The organism is Ignatzschineria rhizosphaerae, from assembly GCF_022655595.1.
GTDB classification, from domain to species: Bacteria; Pseudomonadota; Gammaproteobacteria; order Cardiobacteriales; family Wohlfahrtiimonadaceae; genus Ignatzschineria; species Ignatzschineria rhizosphaerae.
The window spans coordinates 1,916,120-1,930,332 of record NZ_CP093379.1 but is presented as its reverse complement, the minus strand read 5'-3'; the positions used below and the strand labels follow the sequence as shown (position 1 = coordinate 1,930,332).

At 38.4% G+C, this 14,213-nt stretch carries 11 protein-coding genes; 4 read left to right on the top strand and 7 right to left on the bottom strand.

From position 1 onward, the window contains the following. Nucleotides 1-76 precede the first annotated feature (76 nt). From MMG00_RS08425 to tgt, 4 genes are all read right to left on the bottom strand, one after another. Nucleotides 77-1,747, bottom strand: coding sequence for a DUF7057 domain-containing protein (locus MMG00_RS08425; RefSeq protein WP_242147320.1), 1,671 nt, complete (start codon nucleotides 1,745-1,747; stop codon nucleotides 77-79). 119 nt (nucleotides 1,748-1,866) lie between these two features. After that, on the bottom strand, nucleotides 1,867-2,904 hold the full coding sequence (lptG, locus tag MMG00_RS08420; protein WP_242147317.1) for an LPS export ABC transporter permease LptG: 1,038 nt from the start codon (nucleotides 2,902-2,904) through the stop codon (nucleotides 1,867-1,869). Nucleotides 2,905-2,928: 24 nt separating this feature from the next. After that, nucleotides 2,929-4,038 (bottom strand): LPS export ABC transporter permease LptF, encoded by a 1,110-nt coding sequence (gene lptF / locus MMG00_RS08415; RefSeq protein ID WP_242147315.1) that lies wholly within the window; start codon nucleotides 4,036-4,038, stop codon nucleotides 2,929-2,931. 23 nt (nucleotides 4,039-4,061) lie between these two features. Then, the gene (gene tgt, locus MMG00_RS08410; protein WP_242147313.1) at nucleotides 4,062-5,183 is read right to left on the bottom strand and encodes a tRNA guanosine(34) transglycosylase Tgt; all 1,122 of its coding nucleotides are present in this window, start codon (nucleotides 5,181-5,183) and stop codon (nucleotides 4,062-4,064) included. Between the two features lie 163 nt (nucleotides 5,184-5,346). Between tgt and MMG00_RS08405 the strand changes: the two genes are divergently transcribed. Further along, a complete protein-coding gene (locus tag MMG00_RS08405) occupies nucleotides 5,347-5,784 on the top strand; it encodes a DNA polymerase III subunit chi (protein ID WP_242147311.1) in 438 nt (145 codons plus the stop codon). Nucleotides 5,785-6,038: 254 nt separating this feature from the next. Here MMG00_RS08405 and recN read toward each other — a convergent pair whose 3' ends face one another. From recN to MMG00_RS08390, 3 genes are all read right to left on the bottom strand, one after another. Beyond that, entirely contained in the window at nucleotides 6,039-7,709 is a 1,671-nt protein-coding gene (gene recN, locus MMG00_RS08400) for a DNA repair protein RecN (RefSeq protein ID WP_242147309.1), read from the bottom strand. A gap of 144 nt (nucleotides 7,710-7,853) precedes the next feature. Beyond that, nucleotides 7,854-8,090: a glutaredoxin family protein gene (locus MMG00_RS08395; RefSeq protein WP_242147307.1), complete on the bottom strand. Its 237-nt coding sequence runs from the start codon at nucleotides 8,088-8,090 to the stop codon at nucleotides 7,854-7,856. 154 nt (nucleotides 8,091-8,244) lie between these two features. Then, entirely contained in the window at nucleotides 8,245-9,189 is a 945-nt protein-coding gene (locus tag MMG00_RS08390) for an arsenic resistance protein (protein WP_242147305.1), read from the bottom strand. A gap of 259 nt (nucleotides 9,190-9,448) precedes the next feature. On the opposite strand from MMG00_RS08390, the gene MMG00_RS08385 reads away from it, so the two are divergent. From MMG00_RS08385 to MMG00_RS08375, 3 genes are all read left to right on the top strand, one after another. Continuing rightward, nucleotides 9,449-10,252, top strand: a complete 804-nt coding sequence (locus MMG00_RS08385) for an integrase core domain-containing protein (protein WP_242153261.1) — start codon at nucleotides 9,449-9,451, stop codon at nucleotides 10,250-10,252. A 764-nt stretch (nucleotides 10,253-11,016) separates the two neighbouring features. Further along, complete coding sequence (locus MMG00_RS08380; RefSeq protein WP_432805921.1) at nucleotides 11,017-12,000, top strand: KpsF/GutQ family sugar-phosphate isomerase; 984 nt, start codon at nucleotides 11,017-11,019, stop codon at nucleotides 11,998-12,000. A gap of 222 nt (nucleotides 12,001-12,222) precedes the next feature. Further along, nucleotides 12,223-14,199, top strand: a complete 1,977-nt coding sequence (locus MMG00_RS08375) for a UvrD-helicase domain-containing protein (RefSeq protein WP_242147300.1) — start codon at nucleotides 12,223-12,225, stop codon at nucleotides 14,197-14,199. The last annotated feature ends 14 nt before the right edge of the window (nucleotides 14,200-14,213 follow it).

Genomic DNA, 14,213 nt, shown 5'->3' with positions numbered 1-14,213 from the left:
TAAACTGATTTTACTATAACAAGCCCAAACTCTTATCGTTTGGGCTTGTTCATGATAGTTATTGATCAAGCGGCATTTATGGTGCGATATAGAGATCTAGCCACTCTTTACGGCGAACCTCAATCTCTTTATTAAGAAGTTTATCCCAAGCTTGATCTCTTTCTAGTATTGTGTCAAAAGAGAAAGATTGTCCCTCAATTTCTTGCCACTGATTTTTGTTCTCTTGCCAGATTTTACAGCGAATCCAAGGGTAATCCCCTCTTCTAATGAAGCAGCTGACAATATCATCAATACCATCCGTGTTCATATCTTGGGTAAATACTAGGCACTGATGGGCATTGCTAGCGGTGGTGCAGTAGTAATTATCATTTTGTGATTCCCACCAAGATTGGGGGATGCTATTTGAATGGTTTGCTATTTTAAAAGTATCTTGAGGAAGGGGTGTAATAGGTTTTTTAATAGGCTCTGACATTGCTTCACTCTCTTTTAAGCTTTGAAATGCTGGGTTTTCTTCAATGATCTTCAGAGCCTCATAACCATGTTTTCCTAAATGATTAAGTGTATATTTGAGTTCATAATCAATAGGGATTTCTCCTTTTTCAACCCCTTTTAAAATGCTGTTCGCTGAGATTTTATTAAAGTTTAGCAAAGGACTATTAATGAGGAGAATAATGCAAGGAATCAACAGTAAGAAGTAACTATTCATTCTCCCTAAAGAGCGCATCCAATAATTTTTATGGCGAATGATCGAAAAACTATAAGTGAGAATTAAAAATGTAAAAAAGAGGGCTAAAGTTAATGCATAGAGCCTGCCAATACTAAAGCTATATTGGGCAATACGTGTTGTAATACCGTAGATGCTTAAGATTGAAAAGGCATTGAGCAATAAAATGTTGATAAGAATAAAAGCATTTAACCCTTTTGGAAATTGATATTGCTGGCAACCATCTTCATAGACAAGATTAATTAAAATAATAGAAGCTGCAGTTAAACCCAGCATAATCCCAGAATTAATCTCAATATTATTGGTAAAGATGAGTCCAATAAGAAAAATTAAGGAGATGATATTGAGAAGGGGGAGGAATAATCTTGCAACATAGCTACAAATTCGATTAACTTCTATCTCAAAATTGCGGCGCAAGAAGTATAAAGCAATATTTAATCCTAAAGTGAAAATAAGCCATAAGATCAGTGTATGAGATAGTATCTCGCTAAGAAGAGAGAGATTGATGAGCTTAAATAAATAGCTAGCAAGCAAGGTAAGAGCAATTAAAAGCCCGCTAATAATCGCCGATATTGAGCCAAAAAGAATATTTTGAATGTAAGATCGAATGATGTCAGCGTAGGCGATTTTAAAAGTTTTATTTTTAGTATAGCTTTGTAACCAAGGCAATAGAAAGAAGATAAGTACAATAAGCGTTGGAATCATTAAGATCGGCTCATTACTACTATCAGGCGCAATATTTGCTGTTTGCCAGAGAAATATCCATAAAATAAGTAAGATAATTACAGATACCATTTTATAAAGCGGTAATGATTTTATATTGATAGCAAGGTAGCTCAGGGTGGTAGGCAAAAAAATAGCAAATAGTAAAGGCAGATAGAAGTAAGGGGTGCTTGAATCCCAGATATTTTGTAATAAATGCTCCGTATATATGCCTAATATAAGCCCTTGAAAGATCGCAAAGAGTGCAATGACGATATAGGTGCTACAAGCGCTAGATTTACTTAAAGAGGTATGATTCATAAGGTGTTTTCTAAAATCGAGGGAGAGGTGATAGCATCATAATATAGCTGCGTAAAAAAGCCCAATGATCATTGGGCTTTCAGTGTGGCAATATTGTAAAGGATTGCGAAAGGGTCGTGCTAGGGGAGTAGCTTAAAGAGTAAATAGGCAATACCAATGGCTAAAGCCGTAGGTAAAAGCGCCCCTAATAGTGGCGGGAATCCTGATAAAAGAATAAAGTGCCCTAACATTTGGGTTGTAAGATAAATAATTAATCCTAATATGACCCCTACTAAAATCCGCTCACCAATTCCTTGTCTTCGCTGCTGAGCAAATACAAGTGGTGCGGCAATTAAGATCATGGAGATATTGGTAAGAGGATTGAAGATTTTTGCCCAAAAGGCGAGTCGATATTCGCTACTATCTAAATTATTATCTTCAAGATAGCCAATAAAGCGCCAGAGGCTTCGGCTTGAGAGATACTCAGGGTCGTTGATAAGAGCCGTTAATGCGGCTTCATCAATATGGGTTTGAATAGAGATATTTTGTAAAGATTTACTTTGGATATGATGCTCTGTGAACGTGGTTTCTGTAAGGATTGGCATCACCCATTGATTGTCTATAAGCTCCATATAAGGCGCTCGTATTAATTTTTGTAAGACACCATCTTTCGGACCATAAACCGTAATATCTGTTAGGGTGAGATTTTCAATCGATTTTACCTCCACTATATAGTCGCCATCAATGGCCCAAAAACCTTTGCCAGAGCTACTTTTATTACTGACAATCATTGCCTGATCATGGCTTTTAGGGACAATTAGTTCGCCGACAAATACAATAACAATACTTAAGATAATCGTGGTGTATATTGCCCCTCTTAAGGTTCTGATTTTATTAAAACCCGCAGTTCTAATGGCAGTAAGCTCATTGTGGCTCGCAAGCTGTCCTAGCCCAAGAAGGGTTCCTAATAGTAGTGCCATAGGGAAGATGCGATAAATTCGTGAAGGCATATCATAAAGCAGATAAAGGACCATCTGCGTTAATTGATATCCTTCATCACCAAGATCTTGAAGTTCGTTAAGAAAGGTAAAAAAAGTTTCAATAATGACGAGCATTAAAAGACAAAACAACGTAAAGAGTAGCGAAGTTTTAAAAGTGTATTGATCGATTTTTAGCATAAAATCCTCTTTAGAAGTTTATCGTTATAGGGATCTGTTGTAGCGTCGATAAATATAAAACGCAAAGATAAACATCACGATATGAACCCACCAGATACCAATGCTTGCAGGGATTTTCCCACTAGTAATCCAAGCCAGTCCCATTCCAATAAAGTTAAAATAAAAGACATAGAAGATCACGCCAAGAATTAGCTTATTAAATCGACCTTGTCGAGGTTTTGAGTGTGAGAGCGCTGGAATAATTAAAATTAATAAAAAGATCGAGATCGGCCCTGAGAGTCTTCTTTGAAGCTCTCTTGTAACATAAGGATTATCTATTTGAAGAAGCGTTCCTAAGCTCCAAGAGATGGCGCTAGGCCATGAGTTAGAGTTGTCGACATCAATTCGAAGACGAAGTGTATCAAAGTAGGTAACTTCGGCATATTCTTCTAAATAGGAGGTTCTAGATCCTTGCTCTAGAATGATGAAGCGAACATTATTTTCATCAATCTCTTGAGTTCCTCTTTGCGCTAGCGTCACAACATATTCGTTATTTTTCTTGGTTTCTTCGCTTTTTTCAGCCGTTAAAAGTGCAAAATCATCTTTTTTATCGGTATTAGATTTTATGAAAATATTTCTTAAAGCCCCATTTTCAGTATCGATAGATTGAACGTAGATTGTATGCTTACCATTTGCAAATTTCTGAAAGACACCCGGTTTTAAGATTGTTAATTGCGCATCTTCACGTGCTTTTTTTAAGACAACATCTTGAATCTGGGCTATTTCAGGCACTATCCAAAAGTTAAGAATTAAAAGAAATAGACTTAAAGGGATTCCGATCTGCAATAAAATGCGATAGAGTCTTTTTACCGGCATGCTTAAAGCATATAGCGCCGTCATTTCGCTATCTTTATAGAGCCTACCAAATGCCAGTATGGAAGCAAGTAGAAAGCTCAGTGGTAAAAGTTCGGTAACAAAACGAACAATTTGTAACCCTAATAGGGAAAAGACGGCAGATTGAGAAAGAGAGCCATTAATCACTTGGTTTAGGTAAAATGCCAAACGTTGCACCAGCAAAATGGCAATAAGTACCAATAAGACCGCTGCAAAAGTTGAAATAATTTCGCGGCGTATATAGCGATTAATGAGCTTCATCGATTCATCTATCCTTTATAAGATTATTTATTCTCTTCATCGACCATTTTGCGTTCTTTATAGAACTGTTGATAGTACTCATTAAAGGTACCAGCATCGATATGATCACGGATTTGCTGCATGTGCCAGAGGAAGTAATGAAGATTATGAATACTAGCAAGATGAGCGCCTAATAGCTCTTTGGTGCGAATTAAGTGACGCAGGTAACTTCTTGAGAAGTTTTGGCAGGTATAGCATGAACAGGTCTCATCAAGTGGTCTTGTATCAAGATCATAGCGAGCATTTTTAATGCGTATATCTCCAAAACGGGTAAAGAGATGACCATTACGAGCATTACGAGTCGGAATAACGCAGTCAAACATATCAACACCACGTTTAACGCCTTCAATTAAATCTTCAGGTTTACCAACACCCATAAGATAGCGCGGTTTATCTTTAGGCATTTTGGGGTCTAAAAATTCTAATACGCGATCACGCTCTTCTTTAGGCTCGCCTACAGCTAAGCCTCCGATGGCATAACCATTGAATTCAATCTCTGTAAGGGCATCTAATGATTGCTCTCGAAGATCTTCAAACATACTGCCTTGAACGATTCCAAAGAGGGCATTGGGATTTTCCCCTTGCACAAATGCCTCTTTAGAGCGCTTTGCCCAGCGCATAGAGAGTTCCATTGAGGTTTTTGCTTGTTCATACGTTGCAGGATATGGTGTACATTCATCAAATGCCATCACAATATCAGAGCCTAGCACTCGTTGAATTTCCATCGATTTTTCAGGATCTAAGAAGAGTTTTTCACCATTGAAAGGTGAGCGGAAAGTTACCCCTTTCTCTTCAATTTTACGAAGTTCCGCAAGAGAGAAGACTTGGAATCCACCGGAATCAGTCAAGATTGGCTTATCCCATTGCATGAAGTCATGAAGATCCCCATGGGCTTTAATTACATCAAGACCAGGTCTTAACCAAAGATGGAAGGTATTGCCTAAAATAATTTGGGCATTCATCTCTTTTAAGTTTTGTGGCGTCACACCTTTAACCGTTGCGATTGTCCCAACTGGCATAAAGATCGGGGTTTCAATCGTGCCACGTTCAAAAGTAATACGACCACGGCGCGCAGCGCCATCTGTCTTGAGAAGTTCAAATTTCATTGTTTGCTTATTTTTCCAGAATTTAAATGGTATTATTTTACCGTTAAACGAGAAAAAATGCAGATATTCATTGGCTAAAGATTACAAAGTCTTATCACTTTAGGCTTATGTTGTGTTTGAAAGCGATAAGTTGTTTTGTCACTAGGGATAAAGAAGAAAAGATATGGTTGAAGTAAGTTTTTATGTATTACCCACAAGTAACGAAGCTGCTCGTGAAAAGCTTTTGCTTAAATTGATGGAAAAAGCCTATGAGGCAAATGAGCCTGCGCTACTTTATAGTGATAATATCGAGATGCTTCGCGCGATTGATCGTAAATTATGGGAAGTTCCCACAGTGGATTTTTTGCCACATGCACTTATTGAAACAGAAGAAGATATCAATGAATATGACTTTATCTATCTTGCAGATAAGATGTGGAATTTAGAAAAGCGATCACTATTAATGAATATTCATCCAATTGTGCCAGAAGCCGCAAAAGAGGGGCGATTTTCTCGAATTTTTGAAGTGATAACTCAAGATCCACAAGTATTAGAAGAGAGCCGTAATCGTTACCGCCTTTATCGGGATCTAGGTTTTAAAATTCAGACGCATAAGCTGTAATTAAGGGCGATAAAGCCTCTTTTTTGTACCTCTTTATTACATCAATTTAGTTTAAGAAGCACCGTTATTAAAAATAAAATCAATACAAAGTGTAAATCAAATCAGCTTGCATGATGCCGGATAAAACTATCCTTGCGCTTCTCATTATCTATGCGCCGGCAATCTAATTCAGTCACTTTTAAACCGATTTCATTATATAAATGTAGACATGATAATAGAAGCGCTCGGGTATCGGCATAGGCCTTTATTTGTCTTTATTTTGCGCAATTGCTTTTGATCATCTCTTTAGCGTGATCAAAAGTTGCTTCGGTGAGCTTAACGCCGCCAAGCATGCGAGCTATTTCATCGATACGGCCTTTATCATTAAGCTGATGGATTGTCGTTGTTGTTGAGGTTTCCCCTTTAGTTTTAGCAACGACAAAGTGATGGTGACCAAAGCTTGCCACTTGTGGTAAATGCGTGACGCAAAAGACTTGGCGCCCAATACTTAAATTTTGTAAATGGCGACCAATCATCTCGGCAACAGCGCCACCGACACCGGTATCAACCTCATCAAAGATAAGTGTTGGTAGGGAAGAGCGCATACTTAAAATGACAGATATAGCTAAGCTAATACGGGCAAGCTCTCCGCCAGAAGCGACTTTGCCTAAAGGTTGTAAAGGTTGTCCTGGGTTTGCAGAAACTGTAAATTCAACTGCTTCATTGCCATAAGGGTGATAAGGGATATTGGGAAGTGGATTGATGGCAAATTGCCCGCCATCCATTGCTAGATCCTGCATTGATGCTGTAATCTTTACATTAAGCTCTTGAATCGCTTCAAGGCGTTTTTGGGTGATCTCATCGGCCATGCTTTGCCAAGTTTGTTTCATTTGGCTAATTTTTTCTTCAAGTTCTTCGATCTCCTCTTCAGAGACATCTTGAGATTTAAGTTCCGCTTCTAACTCATGTTGTTTGAGTAAGAGATTTTCAGGATCAATACGATGTTTTCTCGCTAAGCTATTGAGTTCTTGCATTCGTGATTCAACACTTCGCATCTCTTCGATATCAAAACCTTCATGATCCATTTTACTATTGAGCTCATTTTCAGACTCAGAGCAGAGAATAAGAGCGTTAGAGATCATCTCACTAATCTCTTTCACGCTTGGATCAAAGTTTTTAATGGTCTCTAAAGATTGCTCTAATTGGGCTAGTTGCCTTGTAATGCCATATTCATCATTACTCAGATAGCTAATTGCCTCTTCAACTGCGGCGATACGAAGTTCGAAATTATTAAGATGATCAAAACGCGCGTTGACCTCTTCCCATTCACCTTCTTGGGGTTTAACGCTGGTAAATTCCGCGAGCTGGAATTTTAAGAAGTTGATCCGATCTTGAGTGCTTTCATCACGGTTTTTAAGCTCATTGAGCTTTGTCTCTAGCTCCTGCATTTCGCGGGTAAAAGTTGCAAGTTCGGTCACTTCATCGGTGCATCTTGCATATTGGTCTACTAAATGGCGCTGTGCATTAGCTCTGGTTAGTGATTGATGCGCGTGTTGACCATGAATATCGACTAGCTTTTCACCAATGCTTTTAAGTGCATGAAGTGGCATTGCACGGCCATTAATAAACCCCCGGGTTCGCCCTGATGCCGCAATAACACGGCGGACAATGCAAAGATCATCATCAAAGCCGATAGAGTTTTCCGTTAACCATGTTTTAGCTCTAGGGATGTTTGAGATATCAAAAGTTGCAATAACTTCTCCTTGACTCTCCCCTTGATAGACCATTGCCCCATCAGCTTTGCCGCCAAGAACGATAGAGAGCGCATCGACAGTTAATGATTTTCCCGCGCCTGTTTCTCCACTAATAACTGTTAGGTTAGGGGAAAAATCAAGTTGCATCTCATTAATAATGGCAAAGTTTTTTACGTAGAGATCAATTAACATCGGAGAACCTCATATTCGCGCAGATTGTGCAGGTTATTCTATCTATTTTGATAGGTGCTAAAACGTTTAATAAGGTTATTATTGCATAAATGTATTTTCTCGCAAAGATAAATATTGCAATTATGTTATTTTTATTGCAAGAGACTATTTATTACGGATTTTTGCAATAATATCATCTAGATCTAGGGGGCTTTTAAAGATCTCAGTTTGCCATTTGATGACAGGAATAAACCAACCATATTCATCAACAAGCGCATCATCGTGGATAATATCGATATATTGATAAGTAATATTTTCAGCTTGTAAGCGCTCTTCAACAGCTTCGCAAAGCTGGCAATCAAGGGTGCTATATAAAATAATATCAAAGGTTTGCAGTGTCATAATTGTTTTAGGGTTGGTATTTAAAAAAGGGGGGGGATAGGGGACGTAATTGTTTTAGGGTTGGTATTTAAAAAAGGGGGGGATAGGGGACGTAATTGTCAAAAAGAGAATTAATGAGCCTTTTTTACCATCTAAGATATGTTTCAATTTTAGTTTAGATATAGGGCGTCATTTTAGTATAAATTAACTCACCCACAAGCTCTACCAATGTTTGTGTGACAATCACAGCGGCAACAATGCCGGCAATGTCAGGGGATAGGGCAAAGGCAAAAGGAAGAACGGCAAGGGAGTTTCTAGTGCCAGTACTATAGATGAGGGTGCGGATCTCTTCCCGAGGAAAGCTCATAAGCTTCCCGATTAAAAGGGCGGACATAAAGGCAATGACCATAAAGAGAATATAAAGGGGAATGATGGCTGAGATCTGTTCGAGATTTGCTGTGATTAGCGGAATTTGTGTAGCGATAATAAGAAAGAGCACAAGCGCCATTAAGGGAACAGGAAACCATGCTGATAGTTTTAAAAGGTGCTGGAAAGAAGTGGTTTTAGTGGCTCCTAATTGCAATAACATGGCAAGAGAGAAAGGGATAACTATCATATAGAGAAATGTTGATAATAAGGATTTAATATTAATGATTTCTAGAGTTTCACTACCGATAAAAAACCAAAAATAGAGCGGTAATAAAATAATTTGGGTAAAAAAGAGAAAAGGTGTCACGCTGAGCATGAGCGCTGCATCCCCTTTACCAAGCTTGGTAAAAACCACCACATAATCAATACAAGGGGTAAGAAGCACAAGGATAATCCCAATTTTTAAGGTGGTATCGGGAGAAAAGCTATGGAGTAACATCCAGACAATTAGCGGCACGACAACATAGTTACTCATAAAAAGAGCCACGAAAAATTGAGGGTGAGAAAAGGCGCGCTTTAAACTTAAGAAAGGAATTTGGGCAAACATGCTAAACATTAAAAAGCCCAAAGAGAGAGGGATAAGTTGTGGCAAAAATGTTAATGAGTCTTTGAAGTTCTGCCCGATGATTACAGCCATTAAAATAATGCCGGCATATAGCTGTGTCTGTCTCTCCTCAAGCGCTTTTAACATAAAATTAAAATCCTTTTATATTTTTTATATTAATATTTAATATTAATGTTGTAATTATAAATTAACTATCAATATTCTACTGGATAAAATCTCATTTGGGAATGATTTTCACCTTTGCTTCGCTAATGATAAAGGATGTTTTGCTTACAACACCTTTAATCTTATTGCCTTGTCAAATAGAACATCTATTGGATAAGATTTTATTTGGTAGTTGTAGGATTTTATCGCGTTGTTTACAGTATTAGGAGAAAATACTGTTATGAATATCCATCGAAAAACAAAATTAACGCCGTTTCATCGAGAAGAGATTTGGCGATTACATCATCAAGAAAAATTTACCGTAACCTATCTAGCTGAGCGTTTTATGGTAAGCAGACCTACGATCTATAAAGTACTAAAACAAGGTAGATTGAACTTGTTTGTGCCATTAGCTAGTAAAAATGAACGTTATAGAACAATTAAGTATGGCATTAAACGTCTTGCAAAGATTGAAAAATCTATTGAAGAGAAACTTAAAAAGAGGGCTAAACGTTATAACAAAAACTATCCTGGCGAGATGGTCCATGTGGATACTAAACGGCTCCCTCTTTTAAAAGGGGATCTTAAAAATCGCACTAGAGAGTATTTATTTGTAGGAATTGATGATTTTTCAAGAGAACTTTATGCCGGTATTTATCCTGATAAATCACAGTTTAGTGCTGCTGAATTTCTTCGATGGGATCTGTTAGAACAGTGTCCCTATACTGTAGAATGCACCTATTCGGATAATGGTCGTGAGTATAAAGGTACATCAGAACATGCCTTTGTCGAAATGTGTCTAACACATAAGATTAATCAAAAGTTTACAAAGCCAGCTTGCCCTCAAACGAATGGAAAAGCAGAAAGAGTCATTCGAACACTCATGGAAATGTGGCATAATCAGGAAGAGTTTATCAGTTCAGATGATCGGAAAAAGAAGCTAAAACGATTTTTAAACTATTACAACACAGTAAAACCTCATAAGGGTATTAATGGTTTAACGCCTTATGAAGTTTTAGAAAATTATTTTAACACTGAAGTGTAAACAACCCGCCGATTTCTAACAGGTAGTGATTTTTATAGTCTATTTGGTTAAATAAACGCTACTTAAAATAGTAAAAATGTACAGCATGTCAATCAAACAAGCTTGCATGCACGATGCGGGGTAGAATGATTTTTGCGTTTCTCATGACCGATGCGCCGGCAATCTGATTCAGTGGCTTTTAAACCGATCTTACTTAATCTTACTATAACGTTAGCTAATCGATATAAAATAGTAGTAACAGAGTGCCCAAACTTATTAAATGAAGCGTGGTTAATTGGTTTAGATATTGCGGCGCATATTTATTGATGAGTTTTCTGGTAAAGATGAAATTTAGCACGATAAGTATTAGAAAACCTATAAAGCTTAAAAATCCTGTCATCATATTGCCAACCACGCAGCTCATTCCGGAACAACCGGGATAATAGATATTTTCTTGGTAAATAAAATAAGTAACAAGATAGATGATTATGAGATAGAGCGAGGTAACGGTGAGGATAATTTTATGATTATTCATATAGCCTTAGGGGGGATTGTTTAATAAGTGATATGGTTTTCTTGTTATCAAGAAGCTCTAAGTTAATCGCGCCTTTATTTTCTAAGTAAAAGATTTTTTTAAAACGCTTACTATAAGATTGATTGCTTTGCAATTATAGTCATGAAGGTTATTAGATATCAATGTGTTAGTGGTGTTTTAGAGAAGTAATTTTTGATAAAAAACTTGATGCGCTATAATTGAAACATTTTTATAACCTAGCGATTGTGAGATGAAGATGAAAGAGAGAACTGCAGAGAGCTATATTGCGAGCGCAAAAGAAGTATTAAAAATTGAAGCAGATGCGGTATTAGCATTGCAATCAGAGATTGATACCAATTTTGTCAAAATCTGTGAGTTACTAAGAGATTGCCGTGGACGTGTTGTGGTCACAGGAATGGGGAAATCAGGTCATGTGGGTAGTAAAATTGCCGCAACACTAGCAAGTACCGGAACGCCGGCATTTTTTGTGCACCCAGCAGAAGCAAGTCATGGTGACTTAGGAATGCTGACAGAGATTGATGTGGTTTTAGCACTCTCTAATTCGGGGGAAACAGATGAAATTATCTCGATTCTTCCCATTATTGCGCGTCGTCAAATTCCGCTAATTTCTATGACGGGGAACGCTAACTCCACACTGGCTCGTGCTTCTAATTTTCATCTCCTTGTGAAGGTCGAGCGTGAAGCGTGTCCACTAAATCTTGCGCCTACAGCAAGTACAACGGCAGCACTTGCGATGGGTGACGCGGTTGCGGTGACGCTCCTTGAGATGCGCGGGTTTACCTCAGAAGATTTTGCATTCTCCCATCCTGGTGGCAAGTTAGGTCGTCGTTTACTTTTGCGGGTGCAAGATATTATGGCGCCCTTTGAAGAACTTGCGGCAATTCCTGAAACTAGCTCTCTGACGGATACATTATTAGCGATGACGCAAAAGCCTTTAGGTGTTTCTGTTGCGGTAGATGATGCGCACCATCTTTTGGGGGTATTTACCGAAGGGGATCTTCGCCGGTCACTAATGACAGGTAAAGATGTGCATGAATTAACGATGGCAGATTGTATGACAAGAACGCCTTTTACAATCTCCCCGGAAGCATTAGCCGTGGATGCGGTTCATTTAATGGAGACTAAGCGTATTACAGCGTTACCTGTTGTGGAGAATAATGTGGTGCTAGGGCTAATTCACATGCATCATCTATTACAAGCACGCGTTATTTAAGGTATTGATCAATATTTTTTAAAGAAAAGAATTATCAGAGACGGCATCTCAAGATTGTGTCTCTATTAAAGAATCATAATATGGCTTAGGCAGATGCTTGAGCCATCATTTTTTGCCGGTAAAGAGGCTTTCATTTTGCCCTGAAAGGTAATCGTGATAAGTAATCATTATAGATTAGCTATAGGTCAACTATAGGTCAGCGTCAGAGGTTAAAAACGTGCTATGAAATTAAATCCTGAACAGGCAAGTGCCGTCAATCATATTCACACGCCATTATTAGTCTTAGCGGGCGCCGGATCTGGTAAAACGAGAGTGATTACTGAGAAGATTAAATATCTAATCGAAGCACAGTTTTACGATCCTAGAGCTGTTTATGCCGTAACTTTTACCAATAAAGCCGCAAAAGAGATGGCAGATCGTTTAGCGGGAACTTTAGGTAAAGAGAAAGGGCGAAAAGTGAAAGTTTCTACTTTTCACACTTTAGGATTATCCATTTTAAAAAAGCATGGAAAACTTCTTGGGCTTCGTAAGGGGTTCTCAATTTACGATCAAAAAGATACGTTTCAGCTTATGGAATCTTTAATTGAAGCCGATAGCGATACAATTCGTTTAGCACTTGATCGAATTTCCATGTGGAAAAATGACATGCGCTCTTTAGTTTCTTTAAGAGAAGATGCGATAGATGAGTATGAGCAGAGCTTAGTTGAACTTTATGAGCGATATCAAGCGCAGATGCTCTCTTATAATGCCATTGATTTTGATGATCTTATTTTATTGCCGATGCAACTTCTTCGAGAAAATATCGAGGTGAGAAGCTATTGGCAAAAAGAGATTCGTTATATGCTTGTGGATGAATATCAAGATACGAATCTATGTCAGTATGAATTAGTGAAGCTCTTAATTGGTAATGGCAAGCATCTTACAGTTGTTGGGGATGACGATCAATCAATCTACGCTTGGCGCGGGGCAAGGCCTGAGAATTTACATCAACTGAAAGTTGATTTCCCCACATTAACGCTTGTGAAACTAGAGCAAAATTATCGCTCTACAGGACATATCTTAAAAGCAGCAAACCATGTGATCTCTCTGAATCCTCACCTTTATGATAAGGCGCTTTGGTCTAATTTAGGGGATGGTGAGCGTATTGAAATTCGGGATTTTAAAAGTGCCGAAGCAGAAGCGGAATATGTGGCCACAACGATCGTTCATGATGCGATGCTTCATGGTAGTCAATATAGTGATTATGCGGTGCTTTATCGAGGGAATCATCAGTCACGAATTTTTGAGATGGCGCTAAGAATGCGCGGTATCCCGGTAAAGGTTGTGGGGGGGACGAGCTTTTTTCAGCAGCCAGAAGTAAAAGACCTTCTCTCTTATTTAAAATTGATTATGAATCCAGAGGATAATCCCTCACTACTACGGATTATTAATATTCCTAAAAGAGAGATTGGCGCGGTGACTTTAAAGAAAATCACAGAGTTTGCCACGTTACATAACCTTTCCCTTTTTGAAACATTAGAGCATCCGCACTTAAGTAGTTTTATCGGTAAAAGTGGGCAAAAATGCGCCATGTTTGCCAAAATGATTCGAGAGCTTGGCAAGTATGAGATGAATGTGGAGACGCTTTTTGATAAGCTCACCAATGCCATTGGTTATGATGAGTATTTAAGGGAGCAATCGTCATCTCCCAAAGCTTTTGAGCGTAAAAAAAATAGTGTCAATGCATTAAGGGAATGGTTCGCCGGGGAGTCAGCGCCGCTTGGGGAGATTCTCTCTCATCTGACTTTGATCTCTATTTTAGAGAATCAAAACGAGGAAAAGGAGGAGAATGCCGTGACCTTAATGACGCTTCATAGCGCAAAGGGGTTAGAATTCCCTTATGTTTTTATGGTGGGATTAGAGGAAGATATTTTACCGCATCGCAATAGTATCGATAACGATATGGTGGAAGAGGAGCGCCGGCTTTTTTATGTAGGCGTGACAAGGGCTAGGCAAAAACTTGATATCACCTATTGCCGGCAACGTAAGCGTTACGGTGAGTGGGAATCTTGTAAAGTAAGTCGTTTTCTTCATGAACTGCCAGAAGACAATATCACTTGGCATAAAACAGGGGAAGCGCCATCAAAAGAAGCGATGCGAGAAAATACCACGAAAACTTTAGCAGGATTACAAGCAATGCTCGATACACTTGAGCGCTAAAAATTACGGCAAAG

What these genes read in the sequence shown, in the direction of transcription:
- lptF (WP_242147315.1), bottom strand. Translation starts at nt 4,038, where the DNA reads ATGAAGCTCATTAATCGCTATATACGCCGCGAAATTATTTCAACTTTT.
- MMG00_RS08425 (WP_242147320.1), bottom strand. Translation starts at nt 1,747, where the DNA reads ATGAATCATACCTCTTTAAGTAAATCTAGCGCTTGTAGCACCTATATC.
- lptG (WP_242147317.1), bottom strand. Translation starts at nt 2,904, where the DNA reads ATGCTAAAAATCGATCAATACACTTTTAAAACTTCGCTACTCTTTACG.
- MMG00_RS08375 (WP_242147300.1), top strand. Translation starts at nt 12,223, where the DNA reads ATGAAATTAAATCCTGAACAGGCAAGTGCCGTCAATCATATTCACACG.
- MMG00_RS08385 (WP_242153261.1), top strand. Translation starts at nt 9,449, where the DNA reads ATGAATATCCATCGAAAAACAAAATTAACGCCGTTTCATCGAGAAGAG.
- MMG00_RS08395 (WP_242147307.1), bottom strand. Translation starts at nt 8,090, where the DNA reads ATGACACTGCAAACCTTTGATATTATTTTATATAGCACCCTTGATTGC.
- MMG00_RS08380 (WP_432805921.1), top strand. Translation starts at nt 11,017, where the DNA reads ATGAAGATGAAAGAGAGAACTGCAGAGAGCTATATTGCGAGCGCAAAA.
- recN (WP_242147309.1), bottom strand. Translation starts at nt 7,709, where the DNA reads ATGTTAATTGATCTCTACGTAAAAAACTTTGCCATTATTAATGAGATG.
- tgt (WP_242147313.1), bottom strand. Translation starts at nt 5,183, where the DNA reads ATGAAATTTGAACTTCTCAAGACAGATGGCGCTGCGCGCCGTGGTCGT.
- MMG00_RS08405 (WP_242147311.1), top strand. Translation starts at nt 5,347, where the DNA reads ATGGTTGAAGTAAGTTTTTATGTATTACCCACAAGTAACGAAGCTGCT.
- MMG00_RS08390 (WP_242147305.1), bottom strand. Translation starts at nt 9,189, where the DNA reads ATGTTAAAAGCGCTTGAGGAGAGACAGACACAGCTATATGCCGGCATT.